This window comes from Bacillus sp. FSL K6-1218, from assembly GCF_038006445.1.
In the GTDB taxonomy this organism is placed as follows: Bacteria; Bacillota; Bacilli; order Bacillales; family Bacillaceae_G; genus Bacillus_A; species Bacillus_A thuringiensis_S.
The window spans coordinates 2870110-2885665 of the sequence record NZ_JBBOVE010000001.1; the positions used below are offsets into that span (position 1 = coordinate 2870110).

Here is a 15556-nt window from a genome sequence, read left to right on the forward strand (position 1 = left end):
TTCTCCTCCACTACAACAGTTTCGTTTTTAATGCTTCGGTATATTTCATAATCGCTTCGTGTAAAACAATTTTAGTACCTTTTTCAAAAATTAAATCGTCCACGTTTGAAACTAAGAAACATGTAGAAATCCCTAACTTTCGGACGATGATTAAGTCACAAGTTTTATGCTTAATCGCTTCATAATTATCACGTAAAACTTGCAAGACCATTTTTCCTTCTTCTAAACTAATCTCTCCCGATTGTAGTAATTCTTCTAACATGTACACATAAAGAATATCTACAAAGTGAAACTCTACTGTTTTATTCGTTTGTTCTATGAAAAATTGTAAAACTGGTTCTGATGCAATCCCCTTACGTAAAATGTCTTCCTTTGTTAAAAGAATTTCTCTCACACTCGGTGAAAACATATTCGCTAGTTCATCAAGTGATAAATCCTCTTTCATCGTTTGGATTTTATCGATGCGCTCTAATATCTTTTCTTTCGGAAAAAATGTCTCTTGACCTGTGAATGTTGACTTTCGTACAAACCAATCTTCCGGTATTAAATTTTTTCTCTTCCACCTATATAACTGTCCGTATGAAATACCAGTTAGTTCTAATAAATCTTTTTTTGAAATTAAATCTGTACTCAACTGTATAACACTCCTTCCTAACAACAATGTAACATAACACTGTTACGCTGTAAATAGGCTTTTATCACAAGTAGCGTAACAATGTGTAAAACAAACCTATTCCTACATACAAAAAAGGCTTTTACACATCTTATGAAAATGCGCAAAAAACCTTATATATCAAGATTTAAACCAAATATTATAAAAATCAATCCAACCTTGTGAATTAATCATTATATTTTGGACTTTTTCATGTGTACTTACCTCTTGTTTATTACGATATAAAGGAATAATATGAATTTGACGTAACAAAGTATCCTCAATATCGCGTAACAGTGTAACTCTTTTCTCTAATTCTTCTTGTTTAAAATAAGGAGACAACTTTTCATGAAAGTCCATGCTGCTTTGTCCATGAATAAAACTATTTTTTGTAAGAAACATATATAATAGACTATCTTCTATTCGTTCACTTATTGTGGCACTATCATGCATCATATCGGCCTTTTGTATCGTACTTACTTCCAATAGCTCTTCTATGTCAAGAAAATTATTTTCTACACGAATCCCGTACTTCACACACTCTTTTTGTATCCATTGTGCATCTTCAACATGATCTCGTCCTGTAAATGTGTAGAGTTGTAGCACTTCATTATGATAAGTACTCCTTTTAATTAAACTTTCTACATCTTCCTCAATCTCTACAATGCTTTCACCTGCTAATATTAGTTTCTGTGCCACTTCTCCACGTTCTCCGCCGAGTTCTTGAACGATTGTATAACCATGAATGATTTTATATAATGCTTTCCGAAATAACTCATCTTGCATTGGTCCTTCTTTCGTATGATTACATGTTATATATGTCACGTTCGACTCAAGCCGAGACAATTCTTTATTATGTTTTTCTTTATCTTTATACTGCGCCTTTACTAAAACATCGTATGTACTTACACCTTGTTCTACATTCCACAACTCAACACGATCTAAAAAAGGTCTTTCACGAAAATATAAAGGATGACCTTCTAAAATGAACAAATTTTCATTACTTTTATATAATTGAAAAGGCCCTGTTCCAATTAGCTCTCCTGCTTCATCTTTATTCACGATAGAACACTGTTCTGCACTTAGCATATGTAAAAACATTCGATTTTCCGTATGTAATTGAATTTCGACAACGTAGTCATCCACTGAACGAATACTTTCAACGTGTTGTAACATCCATGCGTGTGCATTATTTTCCAGCTTCATAAATCGATTCAATGAGTATATAACATCATGTGCAGTAAGTTGTTTTCCATTATGGAAGTGAACTCCTTTTCGTAAATAAAACGTCCATATTTTTTCAGCATCATTATATTCCCAGTGAAATGCAAGTCTTGGCTCTATAATGTTTGTATTACCGTCTACATACACGAGTGTATCGAATATATGTTTTACCATATGGCATTCTGAACGCATTGTAGCGTATACAGGATCTAATGTGATATCTAAATTCATTTGTACTTGCAACCGGAGTACATCTCTTCTCCCTTCAGATGTCATTTCAATCTTATGACCAAATATTGAATCCACCCAGGAGTGATATTCTTCCTTTACTAATGGAAAATGTGAGCTATAGCGTTCCACAAATATGCTTCCGCTTTTCACATCCCCTTTTTTCGTTATTTCTTTTCCTCTATCTAAAATTAAAGATATCGGGTCCTTTTGAAATATTAACTTAGAACGATTTCCTCTGCCGCGACCTGGAAACCACTTGATCCAATTTAACTCATCTAATTTTTTTATAATTAATTTACTATTACGCTCTGTACAAAATAATGTTTCAGATATATTTTGCACTGTTACTTCCAATTGTTCTCCCTCTTTTTCCCCTTTTCCATAAGCAATCCATAGTTCAATGTATTGATCTAAAATAAACATCATAATCCCCCTAAAAGGTGAAAAATACTCCCTATTGTTTCTACCCTTTTTCCAATTCTTCTTTCATCTTATCATTTCAATATAGAAAGGAGGAATTAATATTGAATTATCTCTTACTTCGTTACAATAAACCTATTTTTATTAGACTGTGTGGTGAATTATTAACCCGAACGACTGAATCTATGTTAGCTATCATTATGATTATTCATGTTAACGAAATGTTAAATGGTAATATAATAATAACTATGATCATTTTTGGACTACAGCCACTTTCAGACATCGTATTTACCCTTATTGCTGGAGGAGTTACTGATAAATATGGGCGAAAGAAAATTATGTTACTCGGCTTATTACTGCAAGCTGTTGCAATTGGTAGCTTCATCTTTGCTCAATCTGTTTTTATATTTGCATTGTTATACGTTATGAATGGGATTGGACGTTCCTTATATATTCCGGCTCAACGTGCACAAATAGCTGATTTAACAAAACAAAAGCAGCAAGCAGAAATTTTTGCTCTTCTACAAACGATGGGGGCAATTGGTTTCGTAATCGGTCCTTTAATTGGTACTTTTTTTTATCGTACTCACCCTGATTATTTATTTATAATACAAAGTATTACACTTATGGTATATGCAGTAGTTGTATGGACGCAGCTTCCAGAAACTGCTCCAGCACTTACAACGCCAAAGCAAAAACTTAAATTGTCATCTCCAAAACACTTTGTACACAAACATTACGCCATATTTGGGCTTATGGTTTCTACACTTCCTATTAGCTTTTTTTATGCACAAACTGAGACAAATTATCCTATTTTCGTGAAACATACATTTCCGGATTTCGAACTCATACTCGTTTTTATTTCAACATGCAAAGCTATTATGGAAATCTTCCTGCAAGTTTTCCTCGTGAAATGGTCTGAACAATTTTCTATGGCGAAAATTATTCTTATTTCTTACGCCTGTTATACAATAGCTGCAGTTGGCTTTAGTTATTCAATGACGATATTGTCGTTATTCTTCACCTTACTCTTTTTAGTCATTGGAGAAAGTATTGCTCTAAACCATTTATTACGATTCGTTTCAGAAATTGCACCTCATGATAAACGTGGTTTATATTTTTCAATTTACGGTATACACTGGGATATATCTCGAACGTGTGGACCAGTTATTGGTGCAGTTTTATTAAGTAAGTTAAATGGAAGTATGCTGTTTTATATTTGTGCTAGCTTCTTATTAGTTGGAGGTATTGTACAAGCGCTATTTGTTCAAAATTTGGAACGTAAAAAAATTGTGAACCATCCTACACATAATTTATAAGTTACTACTTTTTCAGTAGATCAACCTTTCTTATTGGATGCATGTTAAAAAACAAAAGTGAAGTATTTCGCATACGAAAGGAGACGTTCCTTGTTTACAACTAAAAACACCTCACTTAAAGAAAGTGAGGTGTTTTTGAAATCACTTAATTTCTTATCCAGCCATTTTATTAATACTATCCTCTGGTGAAAATACGGAAATATGATCTACCTTACCAGTCGATTTTGGAATGACAAATTTCAACTCATACTGGTTATTTACTTTGTATACATATATTTTGTCTTCACCATTCCCTTTAACTGAAGATGGTTTTCCTAATGCTTTTTCAATTTCTTGTAATGTAATTGATTTTAGTTCTGCATGATATGAGCGTACATCAAAAACTTGTGACCCTTTATTAAATCCGAAAACAACATTTTTATTTGTAAAAGTTGCGTACATTCCATTCCCTGCATGTTCGGTTTTATTCGCTTTCCCCCATGCTTTTTCTATTTCTTCAATATCCCCTGTATGGGCTGCAAATGGTACATTAGGTACTTTTCCTTCTTTTGCTAGTTCAAATAAATCTTTAACGTGGTTAATTGATTTTTGATTAAATGTTCTATTTTTCGAATCTGGCTCAGGTGATGGTTTTGTTGTTTTTTCATTACTTGGTTTTGCTTCAGGATTTTTCTGTTCTTCTGAAGAATTGCTTTGTTCATTTTTATTATTTTCCGAGGTTGGATTTGTTTCCTTTTTTTCGTCTGTCCCTTTACATGCTGTTAGCGCAAACATACATGCTAAAGCCAAAAACAACATGACTATTTTCAAATACCCTTTCATCATTTTACCCCCTATTGCATCTTATTCATTTCGATAACCAACCCATTACACTACTTTTCAAATTATTTTTGTTCCAAAAAGTCAGTGCTTCACTCTCTCCAAAGGCTTGTACAAAATATGTTACAAAAGCTGTTCCTAAAAAGTAACCAAGTCTGTTATATCCGAAGTAACTACCTCCTGATAAACGAAACCATTTTCATCTCCTTATTTAAACCTTCTCTTCTCAATGATAATATCCTCTATCTATAGCTTAAAACATGCTGTCACAACAGCTCCTTGAAACAGAAAAAAACCAGTAGGAAGTGATTACTCTTTTCCTACTGGTTGAAATGAAATTAAACGGTAAATCTTAGTTTCTTAAAAAATGTAGCGATAGCGCTTTTTACAGTTTCAAAATTATAAGCAAATGTATTATCTCCACTTAATGATGAAATACATGTTAAACCTGCAGCTTTAATAAAAGCCTTTACATCTACAAGCATAGAATTAGCCTCCATGAATTTAATTACAATCATTATAACAGGTGTTTTACGATGCTAACATGAAAGTAATAAATAAATTTCTATTATTAATTTATCCCGTAAAAGCCCAATTGGTTCAATTAATAATCAGTGGGGATGAACAAAACCCCCACTGATTAAAGTTTCACTTTATTTAGCTCACAGTACACCATTTCAATGTCATATAAAAAAGCTGCCCTAAAAGGGCAGCTTCAAATATGTATATTACACTTCGATTGATTTACCATCTTCAACAATATGATAAAGTAAATGCGCTAAATGATGAATTGGACCGTATTCTTCCTCTTCCTCATCTGTTTCACCTTGGAACTCAAGATCGTTTAAGTATAGCGCTAAAAATTGATAATATAGTTTTAAATCAAATCCGTAGCACGCAGTTGGCTCTTCATGATCACCTTCGTATTGTAACATTAAGTATTGATCGTTTCCTTCTGCATCTTCTGCATCAAAGAATACGAAGAAGCCAACGTTTGTATCTAAATCGAATAAATGACGAGTACCTTTTTCAGTTGCCTTATTGAAGTCCTCTTCACTTAATTTATGTACTGTTGTCGCTTTTGCATTATCTTCTTGATGGAAATTTACTGTAAATGATTTCAATGCTGACACCTCCTGATTGTATAATACTAGCATAACATATAAAAAGGACTGCTTACAAATGTAAACAGTCCCGCTACATTCATTTCCGCATTGCTCGTAGTAAAAAGCTCACAATGAAGATCAAAATAACCGCACCAATTAAAGCAGGAATGATTGCAAATCCGCCTATAACAGGACCGAAACTACCAAGTAATTTCGTACCAATCCAAGAACCGATAATACCAGCAATAATATTACCAATTACACCACCTGGTACATCTCTTCCAGTAATTAAGCTCGCAAACCATCCTAATAAACCACCAACGATTAAAGACCAAATCATATAATAACCTCCTTTATATTTAACCAATCAAAATATAATTAGAAACAATTGCTTACCATTAGTTATGTGACATTTTTCATAAGTTATTCATGCTGCTCAACTATAAGATTTTTGAGAATAATACACACCAATAAACCATTTTTCGAACTAATGATTTATCCGACTTATTATTAACACATTACGGACAATCTGGCTTCAATATTGTTCGCATAAACTCTTCTTTAAAAGCTGCATAGTTAAAACCAACAGCAATTCTTTGAATCGGTCGATCATCAAACCTTGTTGGTTCAGCTATTTTTCTAAAGTCAGCTACACTTTGGCCCCTAGTCACATCATTTGTCGTACTAATCCACACTGCCGATTTTTTATATTCAAAAATACTATCATTTATAAATGAGATAAAAGGTAGTAAATCGTGTATAGGACTTCCACCAATACCTGGGTATTCTTTTTTATAAAAGTTCTCATAATAAAAATCAATCATTGGTTTAATGAGTTTCGCCTGTCCAGTTCCTTGTTTATCTATTATATTGGCCATTTCAGGCGTAATGAGTGCGCCCTGTGTTACATTTAACGGGTATATGCTAGCGTTTTTCGCATATTTCATAACAATATTTGCTGCAATTGGATCACCATAAAAATTCGCTTCAGATACTGGTGTAACATTACCTGGAAATAGGAAAGCGCCGCCCATTATATAATACGAACAAATACGATCCATTATATTTGGATACAATAAAAATAACGTAGCAAGCGTCGTTAGTCTTCCTGTCGCCACAATTATAATATCTTCTGGACAAGGTTCAATTAATTTGATTAATTCACAAAAATTTTCTCGTTTACAAATTCTCATCTCTGGTGGAATAATAGGACCTAAACCGTGATCCCCATGGATTTCAGGGAAAAATAAAGGCTCTTCAGCTGTCATCGGCCTACTCGCACCTTCAATAATTTTCACTTGTGTAGCATAGTACCTTTCTAAAAAATAAACATTTTCCGTAACGATATCCCGTGATACATTCCCGTACTCTGCAACAATACCTAGAATATCTAATTTACACGTTTTATTTGCATAAATTAACGCTACGGCGTCATCAATACCAAAGTCTCCAAAAAAGATGATTTTCTTATTAACTATTCTCACCCCTCTTCAGCATAATCTACTATTATTATTATGTGAAAAAGACAAGGCGGTGAAACAGCGCAAACTAAAAAAGCCGCCTATTTATTGGCGACTTCAATCTTTTTATAAGACAAATATGCTAGTACATTTTTACTTGAATCGTATTTCGGGTTATTTCCTTTTCTCGGTTCTCTCATATGTGTCTTTTCAAATCCAGGGATGTCCGGCATTTTCCCTATAAATTCAAGCATTTCTTCCTCAGTACCTTCAATGCGTACACGAATCATTATAACTATTCCTCAATTCTCAGTTTCTCTGTACTAAGTATATCGTACTTCAGAAAGACTGCAACACATTTATCTTTTTAACGTTGTACTTTTTTTACATATAAACATAGCCATTTCAGTATAGAACGAATCTACTTTATTATTTTTAAGTTGAATATTAAAATATTCCTTCATTTCGTTTGGTGCTTTCATCATACATTCTGTTAATTTTTCACGCTTTTGTACAGGGACATCCATCATATTACACCACCAGTCAAAATCAAACCTCTTATCAAAAGTAAGACATGACTGCATTTGCAAACCGTTTTTTTCTAATAAAGTAAGCCATTCTGTCTTTTTAAGAGCTCGTTCATGACTTGGGTCCCGCTTTTTTTCTATAAAATTATAAAATGTATCATATTCATTATTTTCTGGCGAAACATTATCTATTAAGATGAATAATCCATTATCCTCCAACGTACGATTTACTTCATAAATAAATTGAGCCGGATTCGTAAAATGATGGGCTGCAATCCGGCATGTAATTGCATCAAAAAAATGGTCTGCAAATGGTAAATCCTCTGCGTTTCCTGCTACAAAAGACACATTTTCATGACCATTCTGCTTTATAAAACCTTTTGCTTTTTCTAACATCTGTTCTGTTAAATCAAGTGCAACTACTTCTTCAAACATAGGGGCTAACATATTTGCCACATGTCCGCCACCAGTAGCGACATCAAGAAGACGATTATTATGACGAGACTCAACTTGTTGAACTACATATTGTAAATCCAGTCCTTTAGCATGTATTTTACTATTTACATATTTATCTGCATTACTTCCAAACTGTTTTTTCACAAGTTCTTCTTTACTCATATTATCATCTTCTTTCTATTGTTATTTACATATACGGTTCATATAATTATTACAATTCTCTTAATGTATTTTCAAATCCTCTTTTCATCTCACTTCTTATCAGATTTCCCTATCATCAAAATAATATAATTTTACATTTTATCATTAAACAAAAAAGGCTACGGGAACTTGTCCCCTAACCTGACTAAATATTTACTACATTTTCATTTCTTCATATACATCTATATAATATAAATCCTCTTTCAACTTCATAATAACATCTACTTCGTTATAAGTAGCCTCACGTGCATGTAATCCAAATTGATCCATACCAATCCATATCCACCCAGGTGTATGATATAAAACATCTATGTTAAAATAATCTAATTTAGTAAGCTCCGATGTAATAAATTTATCTTTATTCGCGATTTGTTTATCTATTAAACCATATTCTTTTCCATTTTCAAATAACGATATAAATTTCCCTACAATCGGATGTTCACGAACAATAAAATGATATTCCTTTTCCTCTACATTTGCCACAATCAAACGAGAAACAGATAAATCAGACTCCGAATTCGACATATTTGTTTATTCACCTCCTTATATCGGTTTCTTCAATATAATAACAAATGAATATTCAAATTATGTTAATATAATGTAAAAAATAAAAAAGCTGCCTTCCCTTTAGAAATCAGCCTTTACAATTTGATCAACTTGATACTTTTACAAATTATTATAATGTTTCTTTTTCCTCATCATTTCCGGAAACTAAACTTCCTATAGCGTCCGCTGTTACTTCTACTACCAATTCACAAATACCAGCTACAACTTCTCCAATTACTTCATCCATCTTTTTACCCCCTTATTTTGTGTAACTTATTTGTAGTATAGAAGAAATTGGTGAAAGTAAACTATCGAAAAAGGTGACATAAACCTTACAGAATTGTAAGCTCTTTTATCCCTTTACTTACCTCTTTTGAAACTCCAAGTATTTTTAGCAGACATATAGGCCATCATAATATGAAGTAAGTAATAATCTAGTGTCAGGAGGCGTTTAATATGTATTACGTAAAATTAATTAAAGGTCAATCTTTCTACGCTTTTGATCATCGTTTCTTAGTGTCTGAAGAAGAAGAGGTTTCAGAGAAAATTTTTAATTACTTACGACGTAATGAATTTTTTGAAGTACGTAAAGAAGAATATTCTGCTTAATTACAAAAAGCATTAAGAAAAATATCATCTTATTGTGATATATTCTTGATGCTTTTATGTAAATTACTTCTTTTCAACAATTGTTGTGTACTCTATTAAAATATTCTAGTATTTGTCCAAGCTAATTCATCACTGCTTTCATATTTTAGTATATGAGGAGGTGACGAACATGACTCATATCATTGATTACCAAGCTACTCAACCTATTAGTAAAACCGGTGAAACAACTTTTGCAATTCCAGCTTCTCCAGATAGAGCAATTCTTGCAAAAATTAAATTAAAAATTTCAAGAAGAGACGCACGTAATAATCGTGTAGAATTAATAGCTACAGTTGGTGTAGAAGGTATAACTGAGATTTCACAAGTTTTATTCCGAATTTTCCGTGATAACATTGAAATTTTCAATACACAAGTAGGTATTGAATCAACAGATTCTGAACAATTTTACGTACAAACATTCCAAGCTATAGACCAAAACGTTAGCAGTGGAACACACGAATATTCATTAACTGTAGAAAACCTTACTAGTGGTGCAAGTGCAGAAGTTGTTGGTCCTCTATCTTTTAGCGATTTAGCTATTGGACAAGAGCGTAAATGTTGCTAAGTGAAATTAATGTTTAATTTTGTACTTGAGAAAAGCGAGGCGTAGCATATACGCTTTTGCTTTTTTATTTTCCCTATTTTTAACCATATGTTTTTTACATTTCGATTGCTTATTTCATCAATTAACAAATCAAATTTTCGGCAAATCAAAAAGATTGAAATCCAATTATGAAACACGTAATATAGACTCTGACTCTAAAAAAGTTCGTATAAAAATACTACATAAATAAGGAGGTTTTATATACGAGTTTTTCATTTTAAAAGACGGAGAGGTTTTATGTTATGTGGCGTAATAAAAACGTTTGGATTGTTTTAATTGGGGAGTTTATTGCAGGTCTAGGATTATGGCTTGGTATTCTTGGCAACCTTGAATTTATGCAAAAATATGTCCCTTCTGATTTCATGAAATCAGTTATATTATTTATCGGACTATTAGCCGGTGTTCTAGTTGGACCTATGGCTGGCCGTGTCATTGATCAGTATGAAAAGAAAAAAGTTCTTCTTTACGCTGGGTTTGGTCGAGTTTTAAGTGTTATTTTCATGTTTTTCGCTATTCAATTCGAAAGTATCGCATTTATGATTGCATTTATGGTTGCTCTTCAAATTTCAGCAGCATTTTATTTCCCTGCATTACAATCTGTAATTCCACTCATCGTACGTGAGCATGAGTTATTACAAATGAACGGTGTACATATGAATGTTGGTACAATCGCTCGTATTGCAGGTACTTCACTAGGTGGAATTCTTTTAGTTGTGATGAGTTTACAGTACATGTATGCCTTTTCAATGGCAGCATACGCCTTATTATTCCTCTCGACGTTCTTCCTACAATTTGAAGACAAGAAATCAACAACACCAAGTAAACAAGCTGCAAAAGATAATAGCTTTATGGAAGTATTTCGTATTTTAAAAGGAATTCCTATTGCTTTTACAGCACTTATATTAAGTATCATCCCTCTATTATTTATAGCTGGGTTTAATTTAATGGTTATTAACATTAGCGAAATGCAACATGATCCTACGATTAAAGGGTTCATATATACAATTGAAGGTGTCGCATTTATGTTAGGTGCCTTCGTAATTAAACGTCTATCTGATCATTTCAAACCTGAAAAATTACTATATTTCTTCGCAATTTGTACTGCTTTTGCACACCTGTCATTGTTCTTTAGCGATATAAAATGGATGGCTCTTACATCATTTGGTTTGTTTGGGTTTAGTGTTGGCTGCTTCTTCCCTATTATGTCGACGATTTTCCAAACGAAAGTGGAAAAAAGTTATCACGGTCGCCTCTTCTCATTCCGTAATATGTTTGAGAGGGTTATGTTCCAAATCGTCTTACTTGGCACAGGCTTCTTCTTAGATACAATTGGGTTACAATATATGGTTCTCATCTTCGGATTCGTTTCATTATTGATTATTTCTATTTCCCTTTCTAAGCAGAAACATTATGAAAAACAGCATTCGCAATCTGCGAATTTATAAAATAAACAAAGAAGTATGGATCTAATATTGAATCCATACTTCTTTGTTTTATAATACGCCTATTTATTACGTTTATTGAAATTACCTAAAGGAGTATCCCCCTTTTATTTTGAATAAATTATAAAAAGTACTCTTTATAAAAGGAGTGATAAAATGTCTGATGGCATCGAAGTATTTATTGTCCTGCTCTTTACAATTGCTCTGTTTAGCATCCTAAACTTTTTAGCCATTTCCTTATCTAGACATAGCTTGAAAAGAAGAATCGTGGCAGGTTTCATATTTTTACTACTGACTCCCATTATCTTTTTGACTATCTCAACATTTGCTTCTATATTCGATAAAGCAGGATTTGGTGCAGGTACGTTAGCCTTTATGATTGCAAGCGTATATATATTAAATGGAATAGTGATTCTGCTTTCCTCTTTATTTGTCCTCAAAAAAGACATAACATAGGCTATAGTACTAGCATGAATCTGACTTTACACTAGATTCATGCTTATTTAATTTCTCCTAAATTTTTATATGAAATTAAATAATTCTTTAAAAAAATTTAAACTTTATTTATTATAATATCCCTATCGTATTCGCACGTTTATTCAAATTCAAAAGAAAGGAGCACAAAATGAAAAAGGTTCTACTTACAATTCCTATACTAATCATCCTACTTAGTGGATGCAGCAATAACGATATATACGGTTCTTGGGAAGTCGTTGACAATAAACATGGTGACTGCCCTGTATATTATAAATTTGAAACAGTTGTCAAAAAAGAAAATAAAGAGGAAATTGTTCAAAATTTAGTAGAAATGCAAACAACAAAGAATAAAGACGATTTATATAAAGGCTCATTTGTCAAAAATTCTAATGTATATCACATTGATTATGGTAATTCATTTACATCAGAGCAAACTTTAAAAGTTGCCGACGGTACATTAAATGTATACTTTTTGACAGCCGAAAAATTATGCACATATAAAAAGAAATGATTACATTTCAGAGGAAACGCAGAAAATATTTTCTGCGTTATTTCACTTTAGAAATCCTCCGCAAAAATAGCCCTTGTTCTCGTATTCTTTTTCATTCAAAACATGAGAAATATACTTAATAAAAACTATAAAATATCTTAAGTTATATAAAGTGAATCATATAATAGACATTTCAATTAACACGTCTACGCTATTTACATCGTTACTTTTCAAAATAGGCTAATCCTTCTTCTAAATTTGTCAATCATTTTAATTTTCATAAAAAAATGATAAAATGTAAACATGTGTTTTCAGAATAATTAAAAACACAGAATGAAAGCACTGTTTTTAGGAGGGGTTTTGATGACTTACACGTTAGCAACTAGAATGAAAGCATTCCAATCTTCTATATTTAGTGAATTAGGGGCCTATAAAAAAGAAAAAATTGCAGCAGGTCATAACATGATTGACTTAAGTATCGGAAATCCTGATATGCCACCAGCTGATTTTGTAAGAGAAGCAATGGTACATACAGCGAGTGAAAAAGAGAGCTACGGGTATACATTATCAGGTATTCAAGAATTTCACGAAGCTGTAACTGAATATTACAACAACACTCATAACGTTATATTAAATGCGGATAAAGAAGTTTTATTATTAATGGGTTCACAAGACGGGCTCGTTCATTTACCTATGGTTTATGCAAATCCAGGTGATATTATATTAGTTCCTGATCCAGGATATACAGCTTACGAAACAGGTATTCAAATGGCTGGTGCAACATCTTACTACATGCCTTTAAAGAAAGAGAATGATTTCTTACCAGACTTAGAAGTCATCCCTGAAGAAATTGCCGATCAAGCGAAGATGATGATTTTAAACTTCCCAGGGAATCCCGTTCCAGCAATGGCTCATGAAGGTTTCTTTAAAGAAGTAATCGCATTCGCGAAAAAGCATAATATTATCGTTGTCCATGATTTTGCTTATGCTGAATTTTATTTCGATGGTAATAAGCCAATTAGCTTCCTCTCTGTACATGGTGCTAAAGAAGTTGGTGTAGAAATCAATTCTTTGTCAAAAAGTTATAGTTTAGCAGGTAGCCGTATTGGATATATGATTGGAAACGAAGAAATTGTTCGTGCACTTACTCAATTTAAATCAAATACCGACTACGGTGTATTTTTACCAATTCAAAAAGCGGCATCTGTAGCACTAAGAAATGGCGCTGCATTTTGTGAGAAAAACCGCGATATTTATCAAGAACGGAGAGATACTTTAGTCGATGGATTCCGAACATTTGGCTGGAATGTCGATAAGCCAGCTGGTAGTATGTTCGTCTGGGCTGAAATTCCACAAGGATGGACTTCTCTAGACTTTGCTTATGCATTAATGGATTGTGCGAATGTCGTTGTTACACCAGGTCATGCATTTGGACCTCACGGAGAAGGCTTTGTACGTATTGCACTTGTTCAAGATAAAGAAGTGTTACAACAAGTTGTTGAAAACATTAGAAATAGCGGCATTTTTGCTCTTGAAAAATCAAATGAATTAGTTAAAAATTAGTTCCCACTCCCCTGCTTAACTTTAGCAGGGGTATTATTCATTGGAGGTAATTACAAATGCATATTAAAGACACACTTCCCCATCGTTATCCATTTTTAATGATTGATAAAGTAACAAATGTAAAACAAGGTGAATCCGTTACAGGATATAAACTCATTACAAATAACGAATGGTTTATAAATGATAGTCAAAAATATATGCCTCATATGTTAATTGTAGAAGCACTTGCTCAGCTTAGTGCGTTTGTACATACAAGTGATTCTGAAGGACTAGGATTTCTCTCCTCTTTAGATGAAGTTGAATTCCACGGAAAAGCATATCCCGGTGATAAACTTGATTTACATTATGAGCTAACTCGCAATCGCCGAGGTTTTATTCTTGGTAAAGGTATTGCAACTGTAAACGACCAGCCGATTGTAACTATAGAAAAACTATTAATATATCAAGCAGATTAAAGTGTTCCTTATATCAGTTGGAAATATCTATTCTCAACCAATTAAATAAATAGGAAAACATATTACGTAGTTAGGAGCAGGAAAATGGAACGTACTATCGGTATCGATGCTGGAGGCACATTAACGAAAATAGCTTATTTTAACGAAATAAAGCTATTAACTTTTGAAAAATTTTATTCGCATGAACAACATAAAATAATAGATTGGATTAAAAGCAACAATGGCATAAAACAAATATGTATTACGGGTGGTAAATCGAAACTATTACAGCAACTGCTTACAGGTTCATATAAAATAGTAGAGCTAAACGAATTTGAAGCTACTCTTGCAGGTGTCCAATACATATTAAAAGAAGAAAAACACACTATAAACAACTTTATTTTAACCAATATCGGTACAGGTACTTCTATCCATTACGTTTATAATGAACAATATATTCGCGCTGGTGGAACCGGAGTTGGCGGTGGGACTATTATGGGACTTTCAAAATTGTTAACAAATATAGATCATTTTGAAGATGTAATACCTCTAACAAAAGTAGGATCTAGAAAAGAACTAGATATTACGGTTGGAGATATTTATAGTGGTATTCTTTCCCCTATCGATAATAACTTAACTGCTAGCAACTTTGGAAAAGCAGCCATTACAGAATCAAATAATAGTAGCTCTGATATACTAGCTACTGTGCAAGGACTTGTCGGTGAAGTCGTTACTGCATTAAGCCTTCAATTCGCCGAAACAAAAGACATTGAACATATTATTTATATTGGTTCGACTTTATGTAATAATGTACAACTTCAACATATTATTAGTAGCTACACCGAATATCAAAATAAAACACCAATCTTTTTACAAGATGGTGGTAATAGCGGTGCCATTGGTGCATTACTTCATGCTACGAAATAAAAAGCTGACT

19 protein-coding genes and 1 pseudogene are annotated in these 15556 nt (G+C 32.8%); 9 read left to right on the forward strand and 11 right to left on the reverse strand.

The annotated features are described in order from the left end of the window. Nucleotides 1-10: 10 nt before the first annotated feature. Together MHI26_RS14585 and MHI26_RS14590 are read right to left on the reverse strand one after the other, a co-directional pair. Nucleotides 11-634, reverse strand: a complete 624-nt coding sequence (locus MHI26_RS14585; RefSeq protein WP_061666570.1) for a YhbD family protein — start codon at nucleotides 632-634, stop codon at nucleotides 11-13. A 159-nt stretch (nucleotides 635-793) separates the two neighbouring features. Then, complete coding sequence (locus MHI26_RS14590; protein ID WP_000470189.1) at nucleotides 794-2530, reverse strand: ABC transporter substrate-binding protein; 1737 nt, start codon at nucleotides 2528-2530, stop codon at nucleotides 794-796. Between the two features lie 101 nt (nucleotides 2531-2631). On the opposite strand from MHI26_RS14590, the gene MHI26_RS14595 reads away from it, so the two are divergent. Next, on the forward strand, nucleotides 2632-3846 hold the full coding sequence (locus tag MHI26_RS14595) for an MDR family MFS transporter (protein WP_061666569.1): 1215 nt from the start codon (nucleotides 2632-2634) through the stop codon (nucleotides 3844-3846). 153 nt (nucleotides 3847-3999) lie between these two features. On the opposite strand, the gene MHI26_RS14600 is transcribed toward MHI26_RS14595, so the two are convergent. The 9 genes and pseudogenes from MHI26_RS14600 to MHI26_RS14640 form a co-directional block, all read right to left on the reverse strand. Then, on the reverse strand, nucleotides 4000-4671 hold the full coding sequence (locus MHI26_RS14600) for a YjgB family protein (RefSeq protein ID WP_003307222.1): 672 nt from the start codon (nucleotides 4669-4671) through the stop codon (nucleotides 4000-4002). 22 nt (nucleotides 4672-4693) lie between these two features. Beyond that, a pseudogene (locus MHI26_RS14605) lies at nucleotides 4694-4864 on the reverse strand (aminopeptidase); the annotation flags it as partial. 139 nt (nucleotides 4865-5003) lie between these two features. Beyond that, nucleotides 5004-5150 (reverse strand): hypothetical protein, encoded by a 147-nt coding sequence (locus MHI26_RS14610; RefSeq protein WP_000959550.1) that lies wholly within the window; start codon nucleotides 5148-5150, stop codon nucleotides 5004-5006. A gap of 243 nt (nucleotides 5151-5393) precedes the next feature. Further along, the gene (locus MHI26_RS14615) at nucleotides 5394-5789 is read right to left on the reverse strand and encodes a hypothetical protein (RefSeq protein ID WP_000834883.1); all 396 of its coding nucleotides are present in this window, start codon (nucleotides 5787-5789) and stop codon (nucleotides 5394-5396) included. Between the two features lie 79 nt (nucleotides 5790-5868). Continuing rightward, nucleotides 5869-6111, reverse strand: coding sequence for a GlsB/YeaQ/YmgE family stress response membrane protein (locus MHI26_RS14620; protein WP_000638310.1), 243 nt, complete (start codon nucleotides 6109-6111; stop codon nucleotides 5869-5871). A 178-nt stretch (nucleotides 6112-6289) separates the two neighbouring features. Continuing rightward, complete coding sequence (locus MHI26_RS14625) at nucleotides 6290-7255, reverse strand: nucleoside hydrolase (protein ID WP_001223681.1); 966 nt, start codon at nucleotides 7253-7255, stop codon at nucleotides 6290-6292. Between the two features lie 77 nt (nucleotides 7256-7332). After that, a complete protein-coding gene (locus tag MHI26_RS14630) occupies nucleotides 7333-7521 on the reverse strand; it encodes a DUF3970 family protein (RefSeq protein WP_000621875.1) in 189 nt (62 codons plus the stop codon). 69 nt (nucleotides 7522-7590) lie between these two features. Then, the gene (locus tag MHI26_RS14635; protein ID WP_061666568.1) at nucleotides 7591-8376 is read right to left on the reverse strand and encodes a class I SAM-dependent methyltransferase; all 786 of its coding nucleotides are present in this window, start codon (nucleotides 8374-8376) and stop codon (nucleotides 7591-7593) included. 195 nt (nucleotides 8377-8571) lie between these two features. Then, a complete protein-coding gene (locus MHI26_RS14640; RefSeq protein WP_000071361.1) occupies nucleotides 8572-8940 on the reverse strand; it encodes a hypothetical protein in 369 nt (122 codons plus the stop codon). Between the two features lie 477 nt (nucleotides 8941-9417). Here MHI26_RS14640 and MHI26_RS14645 point away from each other — a divergent pair, with 477 nt between their 5' ends. The 8 genes from MHI26_RS14645 (at nucleotide 9418) to coaW (ending at nucleotide 15546) form a co-directional block, all read left to right on the forward strand. Further along, nucleotides 9418-9570, forward strand: a complete 153-nt coding sequence (locus MHI26_RS14645; RefSeq protein WP_000291904.1) for a YqbF domain-containing protein — start codon at nucleotides 9418-9420, stop codon at nucleotides 9568-9570. A 169-nt stretch (nucleotides 9571-9739) separates the two neighbouring features. Next, nucleotides 9740-10174: an exosporium protein ExsC gene (exsC, locus tag MHI26_RS14650; RefSeq protein WP_061666567.1), complete on the forward strand. Its 435-nt coding sequence runs from the start codon at nucleotides 9740-9742 to the stop codon at nucleotides 10172-10174. A 281-nt stretch (nucleotides 10175-10455) separates the two neighbouring features. After that, a complete protein-coding gene (locus tag MHI26_RS14655) occupies nucleotides 10456-11658 on the forward strand; it encodes an MFS transporter (protein WP_061666566.1) in 1203 nt (400 codons plus the stop codon). Nucleotides 11659-11811: 153 nt separating this feature from the next. Further along, the gene (locus MHI26_RS14660; protein ID WP_061666565.1) at nucleotides 11812-12111 is read left to right on the forward strand and encodes a hypothetical protein; all 300 of its coding nucleotides are present in this window, start codon (nucleotides 11812-11814) and stop codon (nucleotides 12109-12111) included. A 169-nt stretch (nucleotides 12112-12280) separates the two neighbouring features. After that, on the forward strand, nucleotides 12281-12643 hold the full coding sequence (locus MHI26_RS14665; RefSeq protein ID WP_061666564.1) for a hypothetical protein: 363 nt from the start codon (nucleotides 12281-12283) through the stop codon (nucleotides 12641-12643). A gap of 342 nt (nucleotides 12644-12985) precedes the next feature. Continuing rightward, nucleotides 12986-14185, forward strand: a complete 1200-nt coding sequence (locus MHI26_RS14670; protein ID WP_000222690.1) for an LL-diaminopimelate aminotransferase — start codon at nucleotides 12986-12988, stop codon at nucleotides 14183-14185. A 56-nt stretch (nucleotides 14186-14241) separates the two neighbouring features. Beyond that, nucleotides 14242-14640 carry a 3-hydroxyacyl-ACP dehydratase FabZ family protein gene (locus tag MHI26_RS14675; protein WP_061666563.1) on the forward strand — a complete coding sequence of 133 codons (399 nt, stop codon included), beginning with the start codon at nucleotides 14242-14244 and terminating at the stop codon, nucleotides 14638-14640. An 84-nt stretch (nucleotides 14641-14724) separates the two neighbouring features. Next, the gene (gene coaW, locus MHI26_RS14680) at nucleotides 14725-15546 is read left to right on the forward strand and encodes a type II pantothenate kinase (protein WP_061666562.1); all 822 of its coding nucleotides are present in this window, start codon (nucleotides 14725-14727) and stop codon (nucleotides 15544-15546) included. The last annotated feature ends 10 nt before the right edge of the window (nucleotides 15547-15556 follow it).

What these genes read in the sequence shown, in the direction of transcription:
- MHI26_RS14590 (WP_000470189.1), bottom strand. Translation starts at nt 2,530, where the DNA reads ATGTTTATTTTAGATCAATACATTGAACTATGGATTGCTTATGGAAAA.
- MHI26_RS14600 (WP_003307222.1), bottom strand. Translation starts at nt 4,671, where the DNA reads ATGATGAAAGGGTATTTGAAAATAGTCATGTTGTTTTTGGCTTTAGCA.
- MHI26_RS14610 (WP_000959550.1), bottom strand. Translation starts at nt 5,150, where the DNA reads ATGCTTGTAGATGTAAAGGCTTTTATTAAAGCTGCAGGTTTAACATGT.
- MHI26_RS14620 (WP_000638310.1), bottom strand. Translation starts at nt 6,111, where the DNA reads ATGATTTGGTCTTTAATCGTTGGTGGTTTATTAGGATGGTTTGCGAGC.
- MHI26_RS14630 (WP_000621875.1), bottom strand. Translation starts at nt 7,521, where the DNA reads ATGATTCGTGTACGCATTGAAGGTACTGAGGAAGAAATGCTTGAATTT.
- MHI26_RS14635 (WP_061666568.1), bottom strand. Translation starts at nt 8,376, where the DNA reads ATGAGTAAAGAAGAACTTGTGAAAAAACAGTTTGGAAGTAATGCAGAT.
- MHI26_RS14640 (WP_000071361.1), bottom strand. Translation starts at nt 8,940, where the DNA reads ATGTCGAATTCGGAGTCTGATTTATCTGTTTCTCGTTTGATTGTGGCA.
- MHI26_RS14645 (WP_000291904.1), top strand. Translation starts at nt 9,418, where the DNA reads ATGTATTACGTAAAATTAATTAAAGGTCAATCTTTCTACGCTTTTGAT.
- exsC (WP_061666567.1), top strand. Translation starts at nt 9,740, where the DNA reads ATGACTCATATCATTGATTACCAAGCTACTCAACCTATTAGTAAAACC.
- MHI26_RS14655 (WP_061666566.1), top strand. Translation starts at nt 10,456, where the DNA reads ATGTGGCGTAATAAAAACGTTTGGATTGTTTTAATTGGGGAGTTTATT.
- MHI26_RS14660 (WP_061666565.1), top strand. Translation starts at nt 11,812, where the DNA reads ATGTCTGATGGCATCGAAGTATTTATTGTCCTGCTCTTTACAATTGCT.
- MHI26_RS14665 (WP_061666564.1), top strand. Translation starts at nt 12,281, where the DNA reads ATGAAAAAGGTTCTACTTACAATTCCTATACTAATCATCCTACTTAGT.
- MHI26_RS14670 (WP_000222690.1), top strand. Translation starts at nt 12,986, where the DNA reads ATGACTTACACGTTAGCAACTAGAATGAAAGCATTCCAATCTTCTATA.
- MHI26_RS14675 (WP_061666563.1), top strand. Translation starts at nt 14,242, where the DNA reads ATGCATATTAAAGACACACTTCCCCATCGTTATCCATTTTTAATGATT.
- coaW (WP_061666562.1), top strand. Translation starts at nt 14,725, where the DNA reads ATGGAACGTACTATCGGTATCGATGCTGGAGGCACATTAACGAAAATA.